Raw genomic sequence first — 22,532 nt, forward strand, 5'->3', positions numbered from 1 at the left:
CCTCTGGGAGAGGGGCCGGGGGTGAGGGCCATTCCTCTGGGAGAGGGGCCGGGGGTGAGGGCTCTCCCTCTGGGAGAGGGGCCGGGGGATCCTAGCCGACCACAGCCGAACCTGACAAAGTCCGGCTCACCTCTGCTTCCAGGGGCTGAGGCTCGTAGATTTTCAACACGTACTCGGCCACCATGCGGTCGGTGTTGAAAACCGGGTTGAGGGTGCGGATCGCCTCCTTCATGCGGGCAATCCAGCGGCGCGGGATCCCTTGCTCGTCCCGCTCATAGAACATGGGGATCACCTCATACTCCAACAAATCGTAGAGAGAGTTGGCGTCCAAATCGTCTTGGGCAGCGGGATCCAAGCCTTCGATTTCTTGGCCGATGGCCCAGCCATTGCGGCCGTTGTAACCCTCCGGCCACCAGCCGTCCAACACCGACAGATTCAACCCCCCGCTGAAGCCCACCTTTTGCCCTGAGGTGCCAGAAGCTTCCAGAGGGCGTCGCGGGTTGTTCAGCCACACATCTACCCCCTGCACCAAGTTGCGACCGACATAGGCATCGTAATTTTCAATGAAGGCGACCCGGTTGGCCACCTCAGGGCGATTGGACCATTCCACCACCCGTTGGATCAGGCGCTTGCCCCCCTCGTCCCGCGGATGGGCCTTGCCGGCAAAGATAATCTGCACAGGATACTCTTTATTGGTGAAGATGCGGGTCACTCGCTCCAGATCGCGCAGGATCAAATCTCCTCGCTTGTAAGTGCTGAAGCGGCGGGCAAACCCAATCGTCAGGATCTTGGGATCCAACAACTGGTTGACCGCCTGGATACGCTCATTGCTTTCGCCGCGGTTGCGCCGCGCCCGCAACACCCGGTGGCGGGTAAAAGACACCAACCGCTCCCGCAGGGCTTCCTTGCGCCGCCACAGCTCCTCATCGGGAATTTCTTCCACCTTGGCCCACAGTTCCGGATCCGACACCCGCTCCGGCCAGTCGGGGCCCAAGTACTGATCGTAGAGGTTCCAGAAGAGGGGGGAAACCCAGGTGCGGGCGTGCACCCCATTGGTAATAGAGCTGATGGGCACCTCATCCACCGACCGCTCGGGGTAGAGCACATGCCACATCTCGCGAGAAACCCGTCCGTGCAGCTTGCTTACCCCATTGGCCGCCCGCGCGTAGCGCAAAGCCAGCACCGTCATGTTGAAGGGCTCCCAGGGATCCCCGCTGCGACGAGCTCCCAAAGCCAAAAATTGCTCCCGCGTCAGGCCCAGTTGTGGCCAGAAGGAAGCAAAGAACGCATCCATCTCGTTGGGGCTGAAAGCATCGTGGCCAGCCGGCACCGGTGTGTGGGTGGTAAAGACACATTTTTCCCGCACCTTGGCCTCCGCCGCCTCAAAAGTCGTGCCCCGCGCCACCTCTTCCCGCAGCAGCTCCAAGGTCAAGAAGGCGGCATGCCCCTCATTCATGTGATAGACCATGGGATCCAGGCCCAACTGGCGCAGCAGACGCACCCCCCCGATGCCGAGGATACACTCTTGGGCAATGCGCGTGTCGGTGCTGCCCCCGTAGAGATGGGCGGTAATCCAGCGGTCGATGGGATCGTTCTCCTCCAGGTCGGTGTCCAGCAGCAAGAGAGGCACCCGGCCCACGTCCGCCCGCCAGGCACGCGCCTTCACCAGCCGCTGCCGCATCGCCACTTCCACCAACAGAGGGCTGCCATCCGGCTGACGCACCAAGGTCAGCGGCAAAGACTCAAACTCGGAGTCTTCATAAAGCTCCCCCTGCCAGCCACTGGTGTCCAGGCGCTGCTGGAAATAGCCCTGACGGTAGAGCAATCCAATGGCCACCAGGGGCACTCCCAAATCGGAGGCCGACTTGAGGTGATCGGCGGCCAACATACCCAAGCCCCCAGAGTAGGTGGGCAAAGACTCGTGTAGGCCATACTCAGCGCAGAAATAGGCGATGGGGCGCTGCCAGTCGTAGGTTTTCATGGTGCGCTTGGCCCAGGTATCCTCAGCCGCCATGTACTGCCGATAGGACTGCACCATCCGGTTCAACGTGTTGAGGTAGTTGACGTCAGTAGCCAAGGCCGCCAGGCGCAAGTAGGAAACCTCCTCCAGCATGCGCACCGGGTTGTGAGAGGTTTTTTCCCACAGGGCAGGATCCATTTCCCGGAAAATGGTGAGATGATCGGGGTTCCAAGTCCACCAGTAGTTGCGGGCGATCTCGCACAAAGGGGTAAGCGCCTGCGGCAGCGCCGGGCAACGTTCAGGAAAAGCGGGGGCTAAGGTGGCAATGGACATAGGGCAGATACCTGAGGTTAAAGTTATGGGCTCGAAAAAGAAGAGGTAGAGGTCGATCCCGGTAAACGTATCTCAATTATTATTGAGCCGATCCTGAGGATCCGCAGAAGAGAATTCAAGATTTCTACAAAATCTTCAGGAGACGCAGCTCAGCTTTTGCGGAGCTTTCCTCGATCTTGCCACAGTGGCGTGGAGCCCTCAAAAACAGCGACCACCAGCAGACCAGGTTTCGATTCCGCCACACTCAAGAGAGGGTGCGGCATCAGAGTTAACAAGATCTGCAGAACCCCAACGAACTCTCAGGAAACTTCTCCAGAGCGATCAAAATGTTGCTACCCACAAACTCTTAAAAACTACAGCTACTTTTGCTACCAATCGGTTATTTTGTGAGTTTTTTCCCGAAGTTGAGCCCTAGCGTCCATCCACCACGGCCAGGCGGGTGTTGCGGTAGTAGTGGCTGAGGATCTGTTGGTAGGAGTAGTTTTGGCTGGCCAGGGCGGCAGCTCCCCACTGGCTCATGCCCACCCCGTGCCCGTAGCCGCGCCCCTGGATCTCGAAGAAAGCCGGTGAGGCTGCTGCAATAGGGGTCAGGCTGGCTGTAGTGGCCGTCTCCCCGCGGGGGCTGATGGCGATCATCGTGCTGCGCAACCCCAGGGCCCGCCGGAATTCGCTGCCGCTGACGTCTTTGCTGCCTTGGGATCCCACCAGGCGCAGGGTGATGGCCCGTCCCCAGGGGGAGCTGCGCAGGATCTCGATGGAACGGATGGCTCCGATCCCGCCGGCCAACTGCTGGAGCTGCTGGGCGGGAATGGTAGCCGTCCAGCTAAACACCGGCGAGTGGTGATCGAAATCGGGCACCCCCTGCAAGTAGGGCCGCGATTCTAACCAGACATTCCCTGCATCATCCGTGTGCCCGCCCCCGGAGGAGTGGAAAACGGCATTGATCAACTGCCCCTGGTGGATAAGCACCTGTCCGGCGGTTTCGCGGGCTGCCGCTTGGGTGCGGTTGGATTCGGCGGCCACCCCTTTGTAGACCTGCCAATCGACGCCATTTCCCAAGTCAAAAGGCTGCTGGGAGCGACGACTGCGGTGGTAGAGGGCGTAGGTGCGGGAGGCCACCGCTTGGGCTTTGAGGGCCTCCATGGGAAAACGATGTCCCATCTCGCTGCCCACCACGCTGGAAACGTAGTCTTCCAAGCCAACTTGGTTGATGGCGATCACCCCACTCTCGCCGGGGATCAGCTCCACCCAGCCGCGGTACCAGTTCTGGTCGATGAACACCAACCCATCGGGGGTAGTGGGCTGTAGGTAAAGGCGTTCTCCCTGTTGGCCGGCCAAACTGACCGCTGAGCCTATCCGGCTGGCCTGCAGCGGCTGCATGGCCGGAACTTCGGCCAGTGGCTGTCCCTGGGCGTTCAACAGGCGGGCCGGGGCAGAGCTGCCAAGCCTGACCTGCGGCTTGTTGACGGCAATCCCCACCCGCAGCAGCACCCGCGCCTGCACCGGGAAGGCCAAACAGAGCCAGGCCCAGACCAGAAGGCCGATCCCCCTCAGCCAAGCCGAGGGCAGCGGAGACACAACCGGAGAGGAAAAGAGGGCTACACTCACACGTCACTCCTCTGGGTAGAGACCACCTATGAGCAGCGGATCCCCTGCCCACCGATGGGCGAGGAAGGGATCCACCAGAAAATCTACAAAGCAAGGCCTGAGAAGGCAGATCTCAAAACTCACCCGAAACTCAAGCCGCTGCCTGTCCTAGGGGATCCCGGCCAGCCGCTCGCGTTAGCGGGCCGGAGGCCTTAGCCGATATGACAGTATCAAAAACCTCTCGCGGATGCACGACTTCAAGCCGACCTTTTTGTCGCCCAAGTTCCCCATTAGGTTGCCAGGGGGATCCCCCGCCGGCGGCAAAACCACTGCTGCAACAAGCGACGACACTCGGCCTCGCAAACCCCGCCGATGACCTCTGGGCAATGGAAGCTGGCGGCAGAAGCAGGCACATTGAGCACGCTGCGCAGCGCTCCGGCCTTGGGATCGTCGGCGCCGTAAATCACCTGGGCCAACCGCGCTTGGCTGATCGCCCCCGCACACATGGGGCAGGGCTCGAGGGTGACATATAGCCGACAGCCCTGCAACTGCCAGTCGCCCAGGCGCTGCCCCGCCTGCCGTAGGGCCAAAATCTCCGCATGGGCGGTGGGATCCCGATCCCGTTCCCGCCGGTTGCCGCTCAGGGCCAACAACTCTTCCCCCGGCCCCACCACCAGAGCTGCCACCGGCACCTCCCCAGCTTCTCCTGCCCGCTCGGCTTCTCGCAGGGCCAACTGCATCCAGGCGCGGTGGCGCTGCCACGGATCCCGCCCCTGGGGCAACAAAGAGGGGAGCTTGCTCGAATTGCCGATCGTCATTGGGCGTTTGAGCACTGCCGTTGCCCGCCAGATTTGCTAAGTTAAGCGCAAAGCCCTTACCAATCTAGAGGAATGGGTGAGGGTGGGCGGAATATTATAGATGTGAAGCTGGACTGAGCTGGCCTCAGTTGGTGGATTTGGCTCAAGCTTTCTCCATCTTCGCATTTGTTTTCTCGGCAATACGGCTTAGCTTTGGGAGGGATCATGGCGCGGATTCTACGGCAAACACTTCTGGCGATGGCTTTGTTCGGCGGCGGCGTTGCCGGGGGAGTCTGGCTGTCGTCTCGAGCGGGGCAAGCATGGCTGCAGCAAACTCCCCTTGCCACTTGGTCGCAGCGGGCCGGCGGGGGGGTGGGATCCCTTCTGCCTGAGTCTGCCTCTCCCGCCGATGCCGTGCGGCCTTCCAATTTCATTGCCGCTGTTGCCCAAAAGGTCGGCCCGGCGGTGGTGCGCATCGATGCCACCCGCACCGTAGCCAGCCCCATCGATCCCGAGCTGTTTAACCAGCCCCTGTTCCGTCGCTTCTTTGGGGGACAAATCCCGCAACTGCCGCAGGAGTTTCAGCAGGAAGGCACCGGATCCGGATTCATCATCGATGCCAACGGCCTCATCCTCACCAACGCCCACGTGGTAGAAGGCAGCGAGCGGGTTAGGGTTCATCTGCTGGATGGACGCACCTTTGAAGGGGAGGTCAAAGGCTCAGATCCGGTGACCGACATCGCCGTGATCCAGATCGAGGGCGAAAATCTGCCCACGGTTACCTTGGGCAACTCCGACCAGGTACGGCCGGGGGATTGGGCCATCGCCATCGGCAACCCGCTGGGCCTGGACAACACCGTAACGGCAGGGATCATCAGCGCCGTCGGGCGTTCCTCCGGGCAGATTGGGGCCACCAACAAGCGGGTGACGTTCCTGCAAACGGATGCGGCCATCAATCCCGGCAACTCGGGCGGCCCGCTGCTGGATGCGGAAGGTCGCGTCATTGGGGTGAATACGGCCATTTTCCAGCGGGCCCAGAGCGTCGGCTTTTCCATCCCCATCAACCGCGCCATGGAAATTGCCGAGCAACTCATCCGCAATGGCCGGGTGGAGCATGCCTTCTTGGGCATTCGCATGATTACCCTCAGCCCCGATTTGGTGGCCCGCCTCAACCGTGACCCGGCCCGCCCCACCCCGCTGACGGTGCAAGAGGGGGTGTTGATCGGGCAGGTAATTCCCGGCTCCCCGGCTGAGCAAATTGGCTTGCAAGAGGGGGATGTTATCACCGAGATCGATGGGCAAGCCATCCGCAATGCCGAGCAGGTGCAGCAGTTGGTGGAAGCGGCGGGGGTGGGCAAGACGCTGACGCTGCGGGTCATCCGCAATGGCCAGGCGCGCACCTTCCAGGTGAAGACGGGGGTGCTGCCGGTGGGCTCTTGAGCAGGTAGGCTGGGATCCTGGCCCCGACCAACCCCCTGGTCAGTCCAGTTTTGGAGCTGTTTTGTGATCCCCGAACCCCACCTTTCCTCTGAAACCCCTCTCTCTGAGGTGAAGCCGAACGTTAAGGGCAAAAAGAAGAAATGGCTCAAAATCGGCGGGATCTCGAAACCTGCCCCTGAGCGCCCCAAACTTTCCCGCAAAGATTACGAGCGAGCCTTGTTCCCGCTCAAGGTGGAGCTGGTGAAGCTGCAGTACTGGGTAAAGCACCAGGGCCTAAAGGTGGTGATCATCTTTGAGGGGCGCGATGCTGCCGGCAAGGGGGGCATGATCACGACCCTGACCCAACCCCTCAATCCCCGCGGCTGCCGGGTGGTTGCCCTGGGGGTGCCCTCAGACCGAGAGCGCACCCAATGGTATTTTCAGCGCTACGTGGCCCATCTCCCCGCTGCCGGCGAGATCGTTATCTTCGATCGCAGTTGGTACAACCGGGCCGGAGTCGAGCGAGTGATGGGCTTTTGCACCGAGGAAGAGTATCAGGAATTCATGCGCTCCTGTCCCGAATTTGAGCGCATGCTGGTGCGCTCCGGCATTATCCTTTTGAAGTACTGGTTTTCCGTGAGCGACGCAGAACAGGAGCGCCGCTTCCAAAAACGGGTGAAGGATCCGCTCAAACGCTGGAAACTCAGCCCCATCGATCTGGAGTCCCGCAACCGCTGGGTCGAGTATTCCAAAGCCAAGGACGCGATGTTAGCCCACACCAACATTCCCGAGGCGCCCTGGTTCACGGTGGAGGCCGACGACAAGCGGCGGGCCCGTCTCAACTGCATTCACCACATTCTCAGCAAGATCCCCTACGAAGACTTAATCCCTGAGGCGATAGAGCTGCCGCCGCGCCCGCCAGGAGAGCCCTATCGGCGGCCGCCCCGCAACGAGCAGTTCTATGTGCCGTCTATTTACTGATCCCCGTGACAGAATAGCCCTAGAGGCGGGGAGCGAGATCGCGTATGGCTTGGGCAGTTGGCGAAGAATTGCAGGGGGGGCGCTACCGCATCGAGGCCATTTTGGGGGAAGGGGGCTTTGGCATCACCTACCGCGCCTGGGATAGCGTCCGTGCTGACTATGTGGTTATCAAGGTCTTAAACGACAGCATCCGCGAGGATCCCGATTATCCCCGCTTCCAGCAAAACTTCATGAACGAGGCGCTGCAACTGGCCCGTTGCCGCCACCCCCATGTGGTGAAGGTGGAAGAGGTGATCTGGGAGCAGGATTGCTGGTGCATTGTGATGGAGTACATCCGTGGCCAGACTCTGCACCAGCTTTTGCGGCAAAAGGGGCCGCTGCCCCTGCCGGAAGCCCTGCGCCTGACGCGGGAGGTGGGATCCGCCCTCATGGCCCTGCACGAACAGGGGATTCTGCATCGAGACGTGAAGCCGGCCAACATCCTGGTGCGGGAGGGATCTGGGCAAGCGGTGTTGATCGACTTTGGGCTGGCGCGGGCCTACGCCCAAGGTCTGATCCAGCGCCACACCTCCTACGGCACCGATGGCTACGCCCCTCTGGAACAATACGACAGCCTACGCCGCCGCGGAGCCTTCACCGATGTCTACGCCTTGGCAGCGACCCTCTACACCCTGCTGACAGGAATGGTGCCCCTGTGTGCGCCGGTGCGGGCCACAGGCCGCCAGTTGGATACCCCCCGCAGCCTCAACCCCAGCATTCCCGAGATTGTAGAGGCCGCCATCCTCAAAGGGATGGCTCTCCACCCCGAAGAGCGCCCACAAACCATGTCCGAGTGGCTGGCCCTGTTGCCGGCAGCGGTCTCTCCAGAAGAGAAGAAGCAGCCGGTTGCCTTTGAGCCGGCCCTTCGCACCCAGGATCTGCAGGAACTAGAGCAGCTTCTAGCCCGGCAACCTCAAGATGAGCTGGAACAGCTCCTGGCCCAGCACTCAGCAGAAGAGCTGGAGCAAATAGTGGCGCCCCCCACCCCTGCCACGATAAAGAAAAAAGAGGGGGCATCCGGATCCCTGGTTCCTTTTGAGATCTGTCCAGAAAGGCAAGGGAGCTGGGAGGGATCCCTGCCCGCTACTCTCCCCTGGCCAGACTGGGTGGGAGAAGCGGCTCCCGCCCTACAAGGGCTGTGGGATCGGCTGCGGGCCGGGCGGTGGGGGGAAGCGGATCGCTGGACGACGGCCCTGATGTTAAAGCTGGGCGGGCGATCCCAGGTGGGCTTTTTCGATCCCAAGGATGTTCAGGCTTTCCCCTGCCCGCTGTTGCGGCTGATCGACCAACTGTGGATGCAGGCCAGCCATGGGCGCTTCGGCTTCACCGTCCAGAAGCAGCTCTGGCAGGAGTGTGATCCCGAGGCGGGAGGCGGGATCAGATCGGGCTCCTTCTTGGCGTTGCCCCGCGAAGCGTGCATGGGAGAAAGAGTCGGCTGGCGGGTGCAGGGCCGCTGGTTGGGGTATGGGGAGCTCAAGACCAACCTGGAAGCACCAAAAGGTCACCTGCCGGTGGGCTTTCTCTGGGGCTACTCAGGTGGCCTGCACTCAGCCCTGTTGGTACTGGATCGAGCGGTGCTGAAAAAGCTAAAAGCCTGTCTATAAAAAAGCTCCCCTCTCCCAAAAAGAAGAAGAAGAGCTAGGGGGGTCGCGTCAGCGGCGCAAAGCGCCTGGGGAGCGTCTTAATCGGGTTTGAAACGCAACGACTCCCGAAAACAGGACGACAGTCAATGCCCTCGGCCTGCAATCGTCTTAGATACGGGAGTGCCGCAATTGGAGCAATTTTGGGTGGTGCCGTTTGCATTCACCGCTATTTTTTTGTGGGCGACAATAGACAGAAACTGCCCCTATCTAGGATAGATTTTGCCATCCCAGTCCTAGCCAAACCTTTCATATTCAAACTTTCAAAGCCAATTATGTCGGATTTTTCGAGTAACTGAATTGCGGTTTTGTAGTGAAAAGCTTGCCTTTGCCCAGCCCTTAAACCTAGGCTTCCCCAATCGCCTTGCCAAACTGTCTTTGTCGATACACCCTGCTGGCTCTACAGTGGCGCGAAAGCTCGATCAACCCCCAATCATGCGAACCCCGTAAATTAACCCTCGATGGGATCCACTTGGATTTGATAGGTCTCGATCACCGGGTTGGCCAGCAGTTGGTCGCACAGCTCGCCCACCTGGCGTCGGGCAGTTTCGGCGTCGGGAGCCTCTAGCTGCAGTTGGATGTGCTTGCCGATACGCACCTGCCGCACCTGGGTGTGCCCCAACTGATGTAGGCTGGACTGGACGGCGGCCCCGGCAGGATCGAGCACAGAGGGGCGCAGGTGAATCTGGATCTGGGCCTGGAACTGCATAAAATGGGAGCTGGATCTGTTACCAGTGTATCAGTCGGATCGTCACGGCTTTGGGTGCAGACATGGATGCGACGCGCGTGGTGGCCATTGCCCACAACGTTTTCCGAGAAACGATTCGGGATCGGATTCTCTACCTGGTGATGGTATTTGCGGTGGCCATGCTGGGAGCCATTGTTTTGATCCCGCAGGTGGCTAACCAAGCCCACAACAAGATTATTGCCGACTTGGGGTTGGCGGCCATTCACTTCTTTGGGCTGATCGTGGCCATTTTCGTTGGCACAGGGCTGGTGAATAAAGAGATCGAAAAGCGCACTGTCTATGTGCTGATTGCCAAACCCATGAGCCGGGCAGAGTTCATTGTCGGCAAGCATCTGGGCCTGTCGGCTCTGCTGTCGGTGCTGGTGCTGCTGATGACGGCCGTTTTTCTGCTGAGTTTGCTGGTGGTGCAGGCTCCGATTCCCCTTTTGGCCGTTTCCTGGGCGGCGGCCTTTACTTTCTTGGAGCTGGCGCTGATTGTCGCCGCCGCCCTGCTATTCGGGGTTTTTACCTCTTCAATTTTGGCTACGCTCTACACCATTGCCCTGTTCCTGATGGGCCATGCCAGCCGTGCTCTGTTGCAATTGAGCAAGTTGGTGGAAGATGGCGGGTTGGGCAAAGTGTTCGAGATGATCTACTGGGTGTTGCCGGATCTGGAGCGCCTCAACCTGAGAGACGCTGCCGTTTACGGCCAAGTTCCCCCTCCGGCAGAACTTCTCGTAGATGCACTTTACGGCTTGGTTTACACCCTTTTGCTGCTAATTCTGGCGGTGTTGGTGTTTGCCCGGCGTGAGTTTTAACGTTTTCGCTCCTCACCCTTTTCCCATGCGCTTTTCCCACTTCTACACGCCCGAACAGGTGCCTCTATCCGGGATCCCAGAGTGCGCGGTGGCCATCGATGTGCTGCGGGCCACCACCACCATTGCCACAGCGCTGGCAGCAGGGGCAGAGGCGGTACAGGTGTTTGCTCACTTGCAACAGCTCCAGGAGGCAAGCCAAAACTGGCCGGCTTGCAAGCGGCTTTTGGCGGGGGAACGGGGGGGCAAAGCAGTGGCAGGGTTCGATCTGGGCAATTCCCCCCTCGACTACACCCCCGACCGCGTGCAAGACAAGCGCATCTTCCTGAGCACCACCAACGGCACGCGCAGCCTGCAGCGCCTAGAAGGGATCCCGGTGGTGATCACGGCGGCCCTGGTGAACTTGGGAGCGGTGGTGGAATTTCTCAGACAAGGAGCTTTTGCCGAAGTGTGGCTGGTGGGATCCGGCTGGGAAGGGGCCTTTTCGTTGGAAGACACCGCCTGTGCCGGGGCGATTTTGCATCGCTTGGGCTGCTCGTTGGAGCAGTTGGGCAACGACGAAGCGGTGGCCGCCCTAGCTCTCTACCAAACTTGGCAGGAGGATCTCCTGGGTCTGTTGCGGCGCTCTAGCCACGGGCAGCGGCTGTTGGGGCTTGGGCCGGAAAACGACAGGGATCTGGCCTATTGTGCTGAGCTGGATCGGCTCTCGGTGGTGCCCCGACAGGTTCAACCAGGGGTTTTGGCCAACAACAGGTAGTCCCTACAGCTCTTGGCCGGATCTCGACAGGCTGGATGTGGGCTCGTCTCCGACTAGCCCGCTTTTGCTGTATCGGGAGCAATGCTCAACGCTTTCTGGTGTAGCCACGCCTGCCATTCCCCCGGGATCAGCTTGTTGTGAAATGCATCGCCGGAAACAAACATATCCCGCTGATTCTGGGCCAAGACAAAAATGGAGCGGCGGTCGAAATGGGAGGTGAGCTTGTAGAGGGTGTAGGGGCCTTCGGAGTAGAGGGTCAGGGTTTCTTGATCCAGACCATGGCGGCTGCTTTGGCCGTAGGCTCGCAGAACAATGTTGATCAATCGCTCATAGTGCATAGACCGAAGATGATGAAGCTACCCAGACAGACACAAAGAAAGATAGAAGCCGCTGCCAAGGCCGAAGCAGCTCCGGTGAGCCCAGCATAACAAATCCCACTGGGTTGCTGGGCAATACCCGTGCGGATGAACAAGATGCAGGGGCAAATGCGGCGGAAAAATGCGATAGAACTTAAGGCAAGCCATCATGTAACTTCTCCTGCACAGGCAGCTCCCCATGGCCAATATGGCGCCCCGCTCCTTCCCACCCGTCGATCCCGTCCGCGTCGCCATTGTCGGGGCTTCCGGGTATGGAGGAGTGCAATTGGTGCGGCTGCTGAGCGAGCATCCCGGCGTGCAGCTTACCTACTTGGCCGGCCAGGACAGTGCCGGCAAGCGCTATGGGGATCTCTATCCCCAGTTGGCCCAGGTGGTGGATCTGACCGTGCAGCCGGTAGAGGTGGATCGCATTGCCGCCAGCAGCCAGGTGGTGTTTTTGTCTTTGCCCAATGGGCTGGCGGCGGACCTGGCCCCGCCTTTGCTGGCCAAAGGCTGCAAAGTTCTAGATCTCTCGGCAGACTACCGCTTCCGCAACCTGGCCACCTACCAATCGTGGTACCGCCTGGGGCAGACGGATCCCAACTGGCCCAGCCCTGCCTATCGCCAAGCCAATGAGCAGGCGGTCTATGGGCTGCCAGAGCTGTATCGCGAGGCGATTGCCCAAGCCCAACTGGTGGGCTGTCCCGGCTGCTATCCCACCGCCTCGTTGCTGGCAGTGGCCCCGCTGCTGCGGCAGGGGTTGGTGGAGCTGGACAGCCTCATTTTCGACGCCAAGTCCGGCGTTTCGGGGGCAGGTCGCACCCCCAAGGTGGGATCCCTGTTTGCCGAGGTGGACGGCTCGCTGGCGGCCTATGGCGTGGCCCAACACCGGCATACGCCCGAGATCGAGCAGGGCTGTGCCGACCTGACCCACACGCCCATCACTGTGCAATTTACGCCCCACCTGGTGCCCATGGTGCGGGGCATCCACGTTACGTTGTACGCCAACCTGCGGGATCCCGGCTTTGTGGGGGAAGACTTGCTCACTATCTACAATGCTTTTTATCGCCAATCCCCCTGGGTGAGGGTGCTGCCGCGGGGGGTTTACCCGCAAACCAAATGGGTCTCCGGCACCAACACCTGCCTGATTGGGCTGGAGGTGGACACCCGCACCAACCGGGTTATCGTCCTGTCGGTCATCGACAACCTGATGAAGGGGCAAGCCGGGCAGGCAGTGCAGTGTCTCAACTTGATGATGGGATGGCCGGAAACGTTGGGTTTACCGCGGCTGGCCTTCTACCCCTAGCTATAATGCCGGTAATCCCCTTGAGGCCACCTCTGTCCATGTCTGAGCCCCTGGATCCTTCTTCCGCTTCCGAGCCCCACAATGCCTCGCCCAGCACTGCTGCGGATCCCGTCAATGGCGCTGCTGAGGGCCTGAACTGGGAGGAGCTGTGGCGGCAACTGGAGGCGGGCTGGCAGGATCTGCCCCGGCGCTCCGAAGAAACGGTGCAACAAACCCTGGCCCGCCTGCAACTGGAGTGGGGCGGGCTGTGCCGAGAGGCGCGGGATCGGCTGCAGGCAGCTCTGGACAGGGCAAGAAGTGCAACTTCTCCAGAGCCCATCCGGCAAGAGCTGCAAGCCCTCCTGCCCTTGCTTAACCCCTGCCAATGGGAGGTGGTCATTGGCTCTTTGGGGCGGGCTGCCGATCGAGCCTGGGTGGCCAGCCTGTTGTATCACGGCCTGCAGGAGCCGGCGGAAACCGATTCCTGGGTGCTGAGCTCTGAGCAACGCTCTGCTCTGGAGGCGATGAGTGCCCGTGCCTATGGCAACAGCCGCCTGCCTCTTGTGATGGACAAAACTGGCCAGATCCAGGTGACAGCCTCAGCCGCGTTGTTGGTCACCTTGATTGCCATCGAGATTGGCAGTGTGGGTTCGGCAGGTGCTTTGTCCTTGTTGGGCACACCGGAGCTGCGCAGGCTCTTGAATGCCGAGGGCAAGCTGCGGCGAACCGGTTTGAAACAGGGACGCACCGCTCTCACGCAAGAAGAATGGCAAACCCTGCGCCGTTGGCTGGATCCCAAGGGATCCCCCCCCGACTGGTACCTCAATCTCACCCAAGTGGGGATCCAGACCACCCAGGTGGGGGACTATGCGGCCCGGCGGCTGCGGGAGTTTTTCCAGAGCGAGTGGATTAAGCTCGTGATCCCCCCCCTGTATCACCTGGTCATCGATGCAGTGCGGCTGCTGACGGGAGAAGTGTTTCTCAGTGTGGGCACCACCCTGGAATCGGCCTTGGAATCAGCAGAGGCAGGGCGGCGGCTGGAGTTGGTGCTGCAAGCCTTGCCCCAGGCGCGGAATATTCCCGACCCCGACCGGATCCAGGCCGCCATCCCTGCCGTGGTGGAGGCTGCCGAGAAAGCCCTTCGACCCCTGCTGGCACGACAGTTGATGACGGTGGCCAACATCTTCGATCCGCCTATCCGCAACGAGAGCTTAAATGAGTTGGGGCGGCAGCTCAACCTCTGGAACCCCTTCCAGTTTTTGCTCACCTGGGGCACAGCCGGCTGGCTGGCGGCCCTTTTGGATCGGATTGAGGAACTGCAGCAGACCTACCCGGAAATGCCTCTGTGGGAGAACTATCGCCAGGGCGTTGAGACGGCAGCACAAGCTCCACGAGTGATGGATCAGGCAGAGGCCCTGCGCCTTACCGCCAAGAGCTTGGATCCCAAGATAGAAGAATCAGAAGACTGACCTCTCCTGAAATCTTGATCAGCGGTGGCCTCAAGCCTGGCGTTGGAGCTGTTGCAGGAGCCAGTTGGCGGCAGCGGTGTTGGTCTCGTTGGCCAACCGTTCCAGAGCTTGCTCAAGCAGGGCTATCGGCAGGCCCGCCAGCACCTGCGACTGGGCAATGGCCCGATAGCGTCCATCCTCGGCCAGGGCAAAGGCAAAAACGCGCCGCCCCTTGACATCGATGACCCAGTACTCAGGAATGCCCAGGCTGGCATAAAGCTGCTTCTGCTCGTCCAGGTCGAGAGCAAGGGTAGTGTCGGCAATCTCGCCCACCAGGTCAGGGGGTCTTTGGAAACGCAAATCAATCTGCCGCGGCTCGCCAGCTTGGTACCTGGGGATGTTCTCCCCTTTGTAGAGCACTAGGTCAGGGGCGCAGGCATGGGTTTCTGGGTACTCAATCAGACAGCGACCGTAGGACTGCAGGGGCACATCCGGGTGGAGAAAGGCCCAAAACCCAAAAATGATGGTGATGAAATCGCTGACGGAGGCGTGCTCTGGCCCTTCCTTGCCCATGTTGACCCACAACCAGCCCTGGTAAAAAGAAATCTTCTGCCAGTCCAGGGTGGGATGGTTGCAAATGGTCAGGTAGTCCTGCCAAGTGGCGTCGTGCCGCTCGAGGATAGGGGGGGTGGCTGGCTTTGAGGCAAGAACCATCGCTCTCCCCTCACAGGGTAGGGGAACTTCCCCTCAAGCCTATCACCCGCCCTGGCGAAGTCGCTGCTTCCGCTCCTGAGAAGCAGGCTGGGCTGGCCAGAAGCATCACAAGGAGACATCAGCTGGGATTCCCTACCTTGGCAGCGGGTCTTTGCGCCAAGCCTGGGGCTGTTGGAACTTGTACAGATCCCGGATCAGCCGCACCCAGCCATCGGCCATGGACTCCACCAAAAGTTTGCCTTTTTCCGGCGTGGCGGCGGTGGCATCCCCCAGGACACCACTCCGGCTGAGGTCGCGAGTTGTCCAGGCAAAAGAGATCCGCCCTTCCAGACTAATCAGGCTGTCTTCCGGCAGATCCTGAGGGTACTCGCAGACCAAGCGGTCAGTTCGTACTGTCTCGGGCAACAGGTACATCAGCATGCTGGTCTCGCCGTCGCCGGCATGGATGCCCAGTTCCCGTTCTTTCGGGGTCATCAGCTCCTGGCCTTGGTGGGGAACGCGCCAGACGGAGATGGGGAAAAGGAGGAAGTCTTCGTGCTTCTGGTGCAGGTCGCGGGCCACAATCTGCAGCACTTCGGGCTGGCCGCCGTGGGAGTTGAGGAACACCAGCTTGCGAAACCCGGCCCGGTAAATGCTTTCGGCCACTTCGGTCAGCACCGCCATCAGGGTTTGCGCCGAGAGGGTGATGGTGCCCGGAAAATGCCAGTGCTCGTTGGCTTTGCCGTAGCACTGGGTGGGCAGGACATAGGCCAGGATCCCCGGCTCTAGTTTTTCCATAGCCCGCCCGATGATTGCGGTGCCGATGCAGGCATCCACCACCAGGGGCAGGTGGGGCCCGTGTTGCTCGATCGAGGCTACGGGCTGGATGATCACCACATTCTCTTTGTTGGGCATGGCCTGGATCTCCGTCCAGGTCAGGTAGGGGAAAAAGCGGTGGGGTGGGATAAAGGTGTGCATCATGGCGGGATCCGGTTGCAAGGAATTTCGAGGAGCCTTGCCTGCAAGACTAGCACCTTGGGCAATCTCTGCTTCCGACGGGATCCCCTCGCAGAACCTGAGAAGGCGTCTCTTAAGATCAGGTGTAGTTTGTCTCGATCGTTCCTAAGCGGAAGCCAGCCGTTCCATGACCCTGTGGCCCTGTCTGCCTGCTCAATGTGGCTCTGGTGAGGAGCCCCCCCTTAGAGGACGTCCTCTGCCTGCTGGGACGGAAGTAGGGAGTGCCCCCACCTCACCCCGCCGCCTTCTAGCTTTGCCGGGGCCGCAAGCCACCCTCTACGTGGAGCTGATTCAGGTTTCTCTCCACAATCTTGAGGCGGGATCCCCGGCGCTGCTCTGGGTGCGGCCCCTGTTGCTCGAGCAGGGATCCCAAGTTTTAAACCTGCAATCCACTTCGGATTTGCTCTGGCCGGCTGACGGTTTTGTCCCGGCCTACGCCGAGGAGGTACTGCCCCTGCTAGAGCAGGCCAGGGATCCCTTGCCCCATGAGGCCCGCCAGCGGCTGCAGGCGTTTTTGCAACAGCTCTACCAGGGCTAAGCTTGCCAGGACTCTGTCCCGCCATCGCCAACGGCTAAGCTCTGCAGAGCCGATTCCAGCCGCGCCAGCGCCTCGTCAATCTCCTTTGGCGTGACGATCAAGGGGGGCACAAAGCGCACCACCTGGGATCCCGCCGGCACCAGCAGTAGCCCCTGCTCCAGGGCCGCCCTGACCACCTCAGCCGCCGGGATGCGCACCACCAAACCCTGGATCAGGCCCCAGCCGCGCACCTCTTGAACAAGCTGCGGAAACTGCCTTGCCAGGCGAGACAGCCCCTGGCGCAGATAGGCTCCTGCCTGCTGGGCATTCCAAACCAGGCTTTCGGCCATCAGGGTGTGGCAAACCGCCAGGCCCACTGCACAGGCCAAGGGATTGCCGCCAAAGGTGCTGGCGTGATCCCCCGGCTGAAACACGGCGCAAAACTCTTTGGCCAAGAGGGCGCCAATCGGGATCCCACCGGCGAGACCCTTGGCCAAGGTGAACACATCCGGCTCCACTCCCAAGTTGCAGTAGCCCCAGAGCCTGCCGCTGCGCCCCATGCCCACCTGCACCTCGTCCAACATCAGCAGGATGCCCCGCTCGCTGCAGACCCGGCGCAGCCACTGGAAGTAGGCGGGATCTCCTGGGACAACCCCTCCCTCCCCCTGCAGCGGCTCCAGCAGCACGGCACACACCCGCTCGCCCCAGCGCTCCAACACCACCGCCGTACCCTCGAGATCGTTGTAGGGAACGTAATCGAAGCCGGGCACCAGAGGGGCAAAGTCTTTTTGGTATTTCGGCTGGCCGGTGGCGGTAATGGTGGCCAGGGTGCGTCCATGAAAGCTGGCCTGGGCGGTGAGGATCACCGGATCCTGGATCCCGCGCACCGTATGGGCGTACTTGCGGGCCAGCTTGATGGCGCCTTCATTGGCCTCTGCCCCCGAGTTGCAAAAAAACACCTTATCGGCACAGGAGTGCTGGGTCAGCCATTGGGCCAGTTGCGCCTGCGGCTGGTTGTAGTAGAGGTTGGAAACATGGTGCAACTGTTGCGCCTGCTGCGTCAGCGCCTGGATCCAAGCGGGGTGGGCATGGCCCAACGTGCAGGTGGCAATGCCAGCCACAAAATCCAGGTACTCCCGCCCCTCTTCATCCCAAACCCGGCAGCCTTCCCCCCGCACCAAGGTCAGAGGATAGCGAGCGTAGGTGGACATCACATGCTGCTCGAACAGCTCGGCAGTGGTCGCGGATTGCGAGGGGGTATCGACGAAAGAAGAGCTCAGCGGTGACATGGCCGGCGGCAAGACAGAGAGAGAATGGACAGTGATTCGAGTGTATCACTCTGCTCTGAGGATGCTATTCTGACGAAGCTCTAAGGAGACGGGATCCACACCCATGGGGCGGCGGGGGGTAACAGTCTGGTTTACGGGGCTCAGCGGCGCGGGCAAAACCACCCTGAGCTGCGGTGTGGCCCAGCAGTTGCAGGCTCTGGGGCTGGCGGTGGAAGTGCTCGATGCAGACCTGGTGCGGCAACACCTCAGCAAGGAACTGGGCTTCAGCAGGGCGGATCGGGATGAGAACGTTCGCCGCATTGGCTTTGTGGCAGAGATGCTGACCCGCCACGGGGTGATCGTGCTGGTGTCGGCCATTTCCCCTTATCGGGCCACCCGGCAGGAGGTGCGGCGGCAGATCGGCAACTTCATCGAAGTCTTTGTGGATGCCCCCCTAGAGGTATGCGAACGTCGGGATGTCAAGGGCCTCTATCGCAAAGCGCGGGCAGGTCTCATCCAGCATTTTACCGGCATCGACGATCCCTACGAGCCGCCGGAATGTCCAGAGGTGGTGTGCAAAACCGCCGAGCAAAGCATCTCTGAATGTATCGAATTGGTGATGCAAAGCCTGAGAATTCACGGCTATCTCCAACAATTCTCCTAGCTTAATAGAGCGCTGGGCCTGGCGGGTTTGGGATCCCTTGTGGGAAGATATGAACAAGCATTTCGTTTCTGAGAATCAAGGTAGCTATGGCAGTGACTCGTGCCGGACGAACCTCTGTGATGCGGGGCAGCAGCGAAGGAAACCCTGCCAAGTTCATGGAAATGGCCAGCTCTTTGCTCAACACCCGCACCCGCCAAGGCAGTGGCAAAAAGGTTGAAGATCGCTCCTCCTACGGCAAGGCGGGCAATCCGCAAGAGTTTCTGCAGATGGCCAGTGAGTTGCGCCGATCCCTGGAGCAACAGGGTCGGTAGCCGCTCTGGCTCTCTTTATCTGGACTGTGGAATCCCCGTCCGGCTCAGCCAGGCGGGTGCTTTTCTTTGTCCTCATTGAGCTCTCCAGACAGACAACCCCCAAGCCTTGCCCCTGCGGTTTGTCACCCACAGGCGGGAGAGAGAATGTCAGGATGGGAAAAGTGCTCCTCTGAGCGCTATTGCCAGTGGACGTGGTGAAGCAAAAGGGCATGAAAAACACGGGCTTTTGGCTGGCCGGGATCCTGGGCGTGATCCTGGATCAGGCGACCAAGCGTTGGGCGGTGGAGCGGCTGCTGCCGGGGCCGGAAATCGAGCTGTGGCCGGGGGTGTTTCACCTCACCTATGTGGAAAATACCGGCGCCGCCTGGAGCCTGTTTGCCGATTCGGCAGAGTTTCTCAAGTGGGTCTCGTTGGGGGTAGCGGTGGCGCTGGCGCTGCTGGCGATTCGCGGCGGCAGCCTGGGCCGTTGGGAACAGGCAGGCTACGGTCTGGTCTGGGCAGGAGCGGTAGGGAACGGCATCGACCGCTTTCTCAACGGCTACGTGGTGGATTTTTTTAATCTGGTTTGGATCCGCTTTCCGGTGTTTAACGTGGCGGATGTGGCCATCAACCTTGGGGTGGCCTGCTTGCTGATCGGCTTGCTACAGGACAAATCAAAGGAAACGGAACCGGCTTCCACTTTGCCTCATCCAGAAAAGAAATCTGGCCACGGCGGCAGCAGTTAAATAAACACCACCGCCGCCGCGACTTGGGCTCCATTTTGGGTGGCCCCGAAGGATCCCCCCATTCGTCCAGGCAGATATGGGCCAGCAAGAGGGGTGAGCACCGAAAGGGCTACAGGGCACTGTTGCTCCCTCATAACTACGCCAGGCAGCTATTTCACCCCCGCCCAGCCAGGATCCTCCAGCGCCTGCCAGGTTCGAGCTGCCTCTCCTTCAACCGCTTCGGGATGGGAGGGTGCAGGCGGGGCGTTCCACCACAACCCTAAGGCTGGCCCCAAGCCCAGCAACAGGCCTAGCCCCGCCGGCGCGAAAATGCCGGATCCCAGGCTCATCAGCAGGGCAAAAGCAAAATTGGCTACATAAAGCACCAGCGGCCCCAACAACTGGCGGCGGTTCAACACAGGCTGATCTTTCCCCCAGAGGAGGTTGGCTACGGTCATAAAGGCGGCCCCGGTCAGCATCCAACCGCCGAAGTTTTGCAACGGCATGCCGAAAAAAGGCCCCGGCTGAAACCACGTCCAAAAGGGGATCAAGCCGCGGGTCATGGCCGGATCCAGCACGAAGTCCCAAGCGGTGAGCAGCAGCGCCCCCAACAGGATGGCCTCGCAGTGGATCAGCCAGTGGCGACCCGCTTGCAGCGCCACCCGCGCCAACAGGTAAGAGGACAGCCCCACGTAAAACCAAGACAAAGGGATCGTGAAGGGAACCAGCCCGGCAATCTTGTAGCCCAGCCCACTGAGGTAGCCGTAGTCGCCAAAGGGGATCCCTGTACTGGTGCCCAACAGCTCGCTGGCCAGGGAGATGCCCACCGCCGGGATCAAAAACATCAACAGGCGCCGCACTCCCAACAGTCGGGATCCCATCAAAGCCGCCGCCAGCGCCCCGAACACCATGTAGGCAACGCCGCCATTGCCCATGCTCCAGGAGAAGGCTTGAATGCCAACGGGGGACAAACTGGCCACCCACTCAGGATGGGGTACAACCCAAAGCAACCCTGCCAACCCGAAGAGCAAAGACAGAATGTGCAAACCCAGCGCCAAAGCTTCCAGCCGCTGCCAAATTGAGCCGGACAGAGGCAGAACACTTCGCCAAACAGAAAGCTGCAAAGACGGACTGACGAGAACACCAGAGGACGAGAACCAACGCATGAGAAACTCCAGGAGAGTGGTTAAGCAAAGCCGCTCTGCCTCTCTACCGCTCCTACAACGGCTGAGGAGAAAAGCGGGTGGCCTGGGAAGAAAGCCCAACTCCAAGAACGAACCCGCTTGCTTGCGGGCCGGCCTACTTGGGATGGCTCCCTGGACAGAGGTGTCACTGCTGCTAACGGTGACACTGCTGATATTTTGCTGTCTATTGTATCAATTCGTAAACATCCCCTCTGTCTTTGCCCAGGGCCTGCCCCTACCTCGGTGGCAGGGATCCCTGGTGGGGGTGTACGCCCAGTTGGCCCGGGCTGTGGAGCGCCGGGACTGGTCTCAGGCCCTGCGCCTGGTGGATCTCTTGTATCGGCAGTCGCAGGATCCGGCTCAGCGTCAGGAGCTGGAAAACTATCGGCTGGCGCTGGAGAGCCATCGCTCTGCTGATGGGGATGCGCCGCTGCCCCAGTGGCCGTTCTTGCACAAGCCCTTTGTCGGCGAATTTCCCGTCACCAACCTTTTCGACCACGATATGCCCCTGGGGGAGGAAGATGGCAACGGACGGTTTGTCAGTGGGCAAGGCCAAGTTTGGCTCCCTGGCCCGCTGCACCCCTGCGGCAAAAGCGATGGCCACGCCGGCTACGACTGGGCCATGCCGGTGGGTACGCCGATCTTGGCCGCCGCTTCAGGACGGGTCACCTTGGCGCGTCAAGAGCCGCAGTTTTTGTGTCCTGGCTTGGGCCGCCCGGTCAGGGGGTTGCGGGTGCGCATTCTGCACGAGCCAGGCGGCTTGGAAACCCTCTACGCCCACCTCAGCCAAATCCGGGTGCAGGAGGGACAGAGAGTGGCGGCAGGGGACGTAATCGGCCTGTCGGGCGACAGCGGCTGCGCCAGCGGGCCCCATCTCCATTTTGAGGTGCGCCGCCTTGATCAAACCAACTCCGGCCAGCCCGCTCCTGTCGATCCCTACGGGTGGTTTGGGTCTGGCCTGGATCCCTGGAGCCTGGATCCCCTGGGAGCTGAAAGCCTGTTTCTCTGGCAGGTGGGCCAAGCGCCCAGCCTGGGCGTCTGCTGGCAGGCTCAGCAGCTCTCTGGTCACCCTCAATAGGCTGGAGACGTTTCCCTCACCCCCGATCCCTCTTTCAATGGGAGTCTCCCCTCACCCCCGACCCCTCTCCCAGTGGGATCTCCCCTCACCCCCGACCCCTCTCCCAGTGGGAGAGGGGAGTTGCAGGGGACTGCTTCGCAGCAATTGGGAACGAATCCAGCGGCCTATGCCTTGTCGCCAATCGAAAAACTTGGGATGCTACAGATCGCGGCGGACAAAGCCATCTCCTTCCCACTGGTAGAGGGTGGCGCGCGAGTCGCGGTTGGATCCCGGCACGCTGGAGATGACCAGGATCCCTTGGGGGCTGACCCGCAGGCTAGCATTGCTTAAGTCTGTTACGCTTAGCAACGGCACAAACCCCTCTAGCCGGTGTTCCAAGACCAAGACAGACCGCAGCAGGCTGATGCCCCCTCGCTCGGTGAGCAGCACCAACTTGGGCTGGGTGCTGGGGGTGATGTCGGTGCGCAGGTGAGCTTCCACCAACCGCCCTGGGATCGGCTCAGCCGTGTGGAGCAGGCGAAAATCGTATCCTCCCTGATGTCCAAAGCTGAGAACCCGCACCACCGGCTCCACTGTCGGCTGCCGCTGGATTTCAAACACGGCCACTACATCCTGACGATCGGAAGCGGTGAGGCTGGCCGCAAACAGGCGCAGGTTTTCGCCACGATTGCCACGGATGAAGTCCCACCAGATGGATTGACGAAATAGGGCAACAACTCCTTCGCGCGCGCTGCCCCCCTCAGAAACAGCCGGCAAAAGCGGAAGCATAGGCTGGGAATGGGCAGAACCAACGGCAGTTGGTAGGGTGACAACCAAGGCCACTCCCCAGGCTATGCGACCATAGGAATACAACAGCTTCCGCATATTTCCTCACCCCTCGACCCTAAAATTCTAGGAGACTCCAAGGCTTCTCCAGTTAACAAAATAGCCGGGATAAGGGATCCCTCTGATG

At 60.8% G+C, this 22,532-nt stretch carries 22 protein-coding genes; 12 read left to right on the forward strand and 10 right to left on the reverse strand.

From position 1 onward, the window contains the following. Window positions 1-91: 91 nt before the first annotated feature. The 3 genes from glgP to NW826_RS01390 form a co-directional block, all read right to left on the reverse strand. Window positions 92-2,293 (reverse strand): alpha-glucan family phosphorylase, encoded by a 2,202-nt coding sequence (gene glgP / locus NW826_RS01380; protein WP_414367766.1) that lies wholly within the window; start codon window positions 2,291-2,293, stop codon window positions 92-94. A 411-nt stretch (window positions 2,294-2,704) separates the two neighbouring features. Further along, entirely contained in the window at window positions 2,705-3,901 is a 1,197-nt protein-coding gene (locus tag NW826_RS01385) for a SpoIID/LytB domain-containing protein (RefSeq protein WP_414509249.1), read from the reverse strand. 269 nt (window positions 3,902-4,170) lie between these two features. Continuing rightward, window positions 4,171-4,698 (reverse strand): nucleoside deaminase, encoded by a 528-nt coding sequence (locus NW826_RS01390; RefSeq protein ID WP_414334948.1) that lies wholly within the window; start codon window positions 4,696-4,698, stop codon window positions 4,171-4,173. A gap of 204 nt (window positions 4,699-4,902) precedes the next feature. Between NW826_RS01390 and NW826_RS01395 the strand changes: the two genes are divergently transcribed. The 3 genes from NW826_RS01395 (at window position 4,903) to NW826_RS01405 (ending at window position 8,720) form a co-directional block, all read left to right on the forward strand. Then, window positions 4,903-6,117, forward strand: a complete 1,215-nt coding sequence (locus NW826_RS01395; protein ID WP_414427042.1) for an HhoA/HhoB/HtrA family serine endopeptidase — start codon at window positions 4,903-4,905, stop codon at window positions 6,115-6,117. Between the two features lie 150 nt (window positions 6,118-6,267). Then, entirely contained in the window at window positions 6,268-7,077 is an 810-nt protein-coding gene (gene ppk2 / locus NW826_RS01400) for a polyphosphate kinase 2 (RefSeq protein ID WP_414509272.1), read from the forward strand. Window positions 7,078-7,121: 44 nt separating this feature from the next. Then, on the forward strand, window positions 7,122-8,720 hold the full coding sequence (locus NW826_RS01405) for a protein kinase domain-containing protein (protein ID WP_414334946.1): 1,599 nt from the start codon (window positions 7,122-7,124) through the stop codon (window positions 8,718-8,720). A gap of 487 nt (window positions 8,721-9,207) precedes the next feature. Here NW826_RS01405 and purS read toward each other — a convergent pair whose 3' ends face one another. After that, window positions 9,208-9,465, reverse strand: coding sequence for a phosphoribosylformylglycinamidine synthase subunit PurS (purS, locus tag NW826_RS01410; protein WP_414335961.1), 258 nt, complete (start codon window positions 9,463-9,465; stop codon window positions 9,208-9,210). A gap of 62 nt (window positions 9,466-9,527) precedes the next feature. Here purS and NW826_RS01415 point away from each other — a divergent pair, with 62 nt between their 5' ends. Beyond that, window positions 9,528-10,301 (forward strand): ABC transporter permease, encoded by a 774-nt coding sequence (locus tag NW826_RS01415; protein WP_414335959.1) that lies wholly within the window; start codon window positions 9,528-9,530, stop codon window positions 10,299-10,301. Window positions 10,302-10,326: 25 nt separating this feature from the next. Continuing rightward, window positions 10,327-11,055 (forward strand): 2-phosphosulfolactate phosphatase family protein, encoded by a 729-nt coding sequence (locus tag NW826_RS01420; protein ID WP_414337205.1) that lies wholly within the window; start codon window positions 10,327-10,329, stop codon window positions 11,053-11,055. A 53-nt stretch (window positions 11,056-11,108) separates the two neighbouring features. Here the strand turns inward: NW826_RS01420 and NW826_RS01425 are convergent, their stop codons facing one another. Further along, window positions 11,109-11,393, reverse strand: a complete 285-nt coding sequence (locus tag NW826_RS01425) for a hypothetical protein (RefSeq protein ID WP_414335958.1) — start codon at window positions 11,391-11,393, stop codon at window positions 11,109-11,111. A 217-nt stretch (window positions 11,394-11,610) separates the two neighbouring features. On the opposite strand from NW826_RS01425, the gene argC reads away from it, so the two are divergent. Both argC and NW826_RS01435 read left to right on the forward strand, forming a co-directional pair. Continuing rightward, complete coding sequence (gene argC / locus NW826_RS01430) at window positions 11,611-12,717, forward strand: N-acetyl-gamma-glutamyl-phosphate reductase (protein WP_414335956.1); 1,107 nt, start codon at window positions 11,611-11,613, stop codon at window positions 12,715-12,717. A 38-nt stretch (window positions 12,718-12,755) separates the two neighbouring features. Next, window positions 12,756-14,165: a hypothetical protein gene (locus NW826_RS01435; protein WP_414509250.1), complete on the forward strand. Its 1,410-nt coding sequence runs from the start codon at window positions 12,756-12,758 to the stop codon at window positions 14,163-14,165. 30 nt (window positions 14,166-14,195) lie between these two features. Here the strand turns inward: NW826_RS01435 and NW826_RS01440 are convergent, their stop codons facing one another. Both NW826_RS01440 and NW826_RS01445 read right to left on the reverse strand, forming a co-directional pair. Further along, complete coding sequence (locus NW826_RS01440; protein ID WP_414509251.1) at window positions 14,196-14,858, reverse strand: Uma2 family endonuclease; 663 nt, start codon at window positions 14,856-14,858, stop codon at window positions 14,196-14,198. Window positions 14,859-14,990: 132 nt separating this feature from the next. Next, the gene (locus tag NW826_RS01445; RefSeq protein WP_414509273.1) at window positions 14,991-15,815 is read right to left on the reverse strand and encodes a creatininase family protein; all 825 of its coding nucleotides are present in this window, start codon (window positions 15,813-15,815) and stop codon (window positions 14,991-14,993) included. Window positions 15,816-15,981: 166 nt separating this feature from the next. Between NW826_RS01445 and NW826_RS01450 the strand changes: the two genes are divergently transcribed. Further along, window positions 15,982-16,392, forward strand: coding sequence for a hypothetical protein (locus NW826_RS01450; protein ID WP_414427043.1), 411 nt, complete (start codon window positions 15,982-15,984; stop codon window positions 16,390-16,392). Here the strand turns inward: NW826_RS01450 and NW826_RS01455 are convergent. Beyond that, window positions 16,389-17,660 carry an aspartate aminotransferase family protein gene (locus tag NW826_RS01455; protein WP_414509252.1) on the reverse strand — a complete coding sequence of 424 codons (1,272 nt, stop codon included), beginning with the start codon at window positions 17,658-17,660 and terminating at the stop codon, window positions 16,389-16,391. The two genes, NW826_RS01450 and NW826_RS01455, sit on opposite strands and share 4 nt — an antisense overlap. A gap of 103 nt (window positions 17,661-17,763) precedes the next feature. Here NW826_RS01455 and cysC point away from each other — a divergent pair, with 103 nt between their 5' ends. The 3 genes from cysC to lspA all read left to right on the forward strand — a co-directional run bounded on the left by cysC (window position 17,764) and on the right by lspA (window position 19,339). Then, window positions 17,764-18,303, forward strand: coding sequence for an adenylyl-sulfate kinase (gene cysC, locus NW826_RS01460; RefSeq protein ID WP_414509253.1), 540 nt, complete (start codon window positions 17,764-17,766; stop codon window positions 18,301-18,303). 86 nt (window positions 18,304-18,389) lie between these two features. Continuing rightward, window positions 18,390-18,614 carry a hypothetical protein gene (locus NW826_RS01465; RefSeq protein WP_414333537.1) on the forward strand — a complete coding sequence of 75 codons (225 nt, stop codon included), beginning with the start codon at window positions 18,390-18,392 and terminating at the stop codon, window positions 18,612-18,614. Window positions 18,615-18,823: 209 nt separating this feature from the next. Further along, complete coding sequence (lspA, locus tag NW826_RS01470) at window positions 18,824-19,339, forward strand: signal peptidase II (RefSeq protein ID WP_414509254.1); 516 nt, start codon at window positions 18,824-18,826, stop codon at window positions 19,337-19,339. Between the two features lie 149 nt (window positions 19,340-19,488). Here lspA and NW826_RS01475 read toward each other — a convergent pair whose 3' ends face one another. Next, a complete protein-coding gene (locus NW826_RS01475; RefSeq protein ID WP_414509255.1) occupies window positions 19,489-20,484 on the reverse strand; it encodes a carotenoid biosynthesis protein in 996 nt (331 codons plus the stop codon). A 178-nt stretch (window positions 20,485-20,662) separates the two neighbouring features. On the opposite strand from NW826_RS01475, the gene NW826_RS01480 reads away from it, so the two are divergent. After that, a complete protein-coding gene (locus tag NW826_RS01480) occupies window positions 20,663-21,580 on the forward strand; it encodes a M23 family metallopeptidase (protein WP_414509256.1) in 918 nt (305 codons plus the stop codon). Window positions 21,581-21,778: 198 nt separating this feature from the next. Here the strand turns inward: NW826_RS01480 and NW826_RS01485 are convergent, their stop codons facing one another. Then, a complete protein-coding gene (locus tag NW826_RS01485) occupies window positions 21,779-22,444 on the reverse strand; it encodes a hypothetical protein (RefSeq protein WP_414333531.1) in 666 nt (221 codons plus the stop codon). Window positions 22,445-22,532: the final 88 nt, after the last annotated feature.

It is taken from the genome of Synechococcus sp. OH20, from assembly GCF_047502685.1.
Classification (GTDB): domain Bacteria; phylum Cyanobacteriota; class Cyanobacteriia; order Thermostichales; family Thermostichaceae; genus Thermostichus.

Bases quoted from the DNA above. Each gene is read 5' to 3' on its own strand.
- NW826_RS01445 (WP_414509273.1), bottom strand. From the start codon at position 15,815: ATGCACACCTTTATCCCACCCCACCGCTTTTTCCCCTACCTGACCTGG.
- NW826_RS01485 (WP_414333531.1), bottom strand. From the start codon at position 22,444: ATGCGGAAGCTGTTGTATTCCTATGGTCGCATAGCCTGGGGAGTGGCC.
- NW826_RS01395 (WP_414427042.1), top strand. From the start codon at position 4,903: ATGGCGCGGATTCTACGGCAAACACTTCTGGCGATGGCTTTGTTCGGC.
- NW826_RS01475 (WP_414509255.1), bottom strand. From the start codon at position 20,484: ATGCGTTGGTTCTCGTCCTCTGGTGTTCTCGTCAGTCCGTCTTTGCAG.
- NW826_RS01440 (WP_414509251.1), bottom strand. From the start codon at position 14,858: ATGGTTCTTGCCTCAAAGCCAGCCACCCCCCCTATCCTCGAGCGGCAC.
- purS (WP_414335961.1), bottom strand. From the start codon at position 9,465: ATGCAGTTCCAGGCCCAGATCCAGATTCACCTGCGCCCCTCTGTGCTC.
- NW826_RS01435 (WP_414509250.1), top strand. From the start codon at position 12,756: ATGTCTGAGCCCCTGGATCCTTCTTCCGCTTCCGAGCCCCACAATGCC.
- NW826_RS01415 (WP_414335959.1), top strand. From the start codon at position 9,528: ATGGATGCGACGCGCGTGGTGGCCATTGCCCACAACGTTTTCCGAGAA.
- NW826_RS01465 (WP_414333537.1), top strand. From the start codon at position 18,390: ATGGCAGTGACTCGTGCCGGACGAACCTCTGTGATGCGGGGCAGCAGC.
- glgP (WP_414367766.1), bottom strand. From the start codon at position 2,293: ATGTCCATTGCCACCTTAGCCCCCGCTTTTCCTGAACGTTGCCCGGCG.
- cysC (WP_414509253.1), top strand. From the start codon at position 17,764: ATGGGGCGGCGGGGGGTAACAGTCTGGTTTACGGGGCTCAGCGGCGCG.
- NW826_RS01405 (WP_414334946.1), top strand. From the start codon at position 7,122: ATGGCTTGGGCAGTTGGCGAAGAATTGCAGGGGGGGCGCTACCGCATC.
- NW826_RS01450 (WP_414427043.1), top strand. From the start codon at position 15,982: ATGACCCTGTGGCCCTGTCTGCCTGCTCAATGTGGCTCTGGTGAGGAG.
- NW826_RS01455 (WP_414509252.1), bottom strand. From the start codon at position 17,660: ATGTCACCGCTGAGCTCTTCTTTCGTCGATACCCCCTCGCAATCCGCG.
- NW826_RS01425 (WP_414335958.1), bottom strand. From the start codon at position 11,393: ATGCACTATGAGCGATTGATCAACATTGTTCTGCGAGCCTACGGCCAA.
- lspA (WP_414509254.1), top strand. From the start codon at position 18,824: ATGAAAAACACGGGCTTTTGGCTGGCCGGGATCCTGGGCGTGATCCTG.
- argC (WP_414335956.1), top strand. From the start codon at position 11,611: ATGGCCAATATGGCGCCCCGCTCCTTCCCACCCGTCGATCCCGTCCGC.
- NW826_RS01390 (WP_414334948.1), bottom strand. From the start codon at position 4,698: ATGACGATCGGCAATTCGAGCAAGCTCCCCTCTTTGTTGCCCCAGGGG.
- NW826_RS01420 (WP_414337205.1), top strand. From the start codon at position 10,327: ATGCGCTTTTCCCACTTCTACACGCCCGAACAGGTGCCTCTATCCGGG.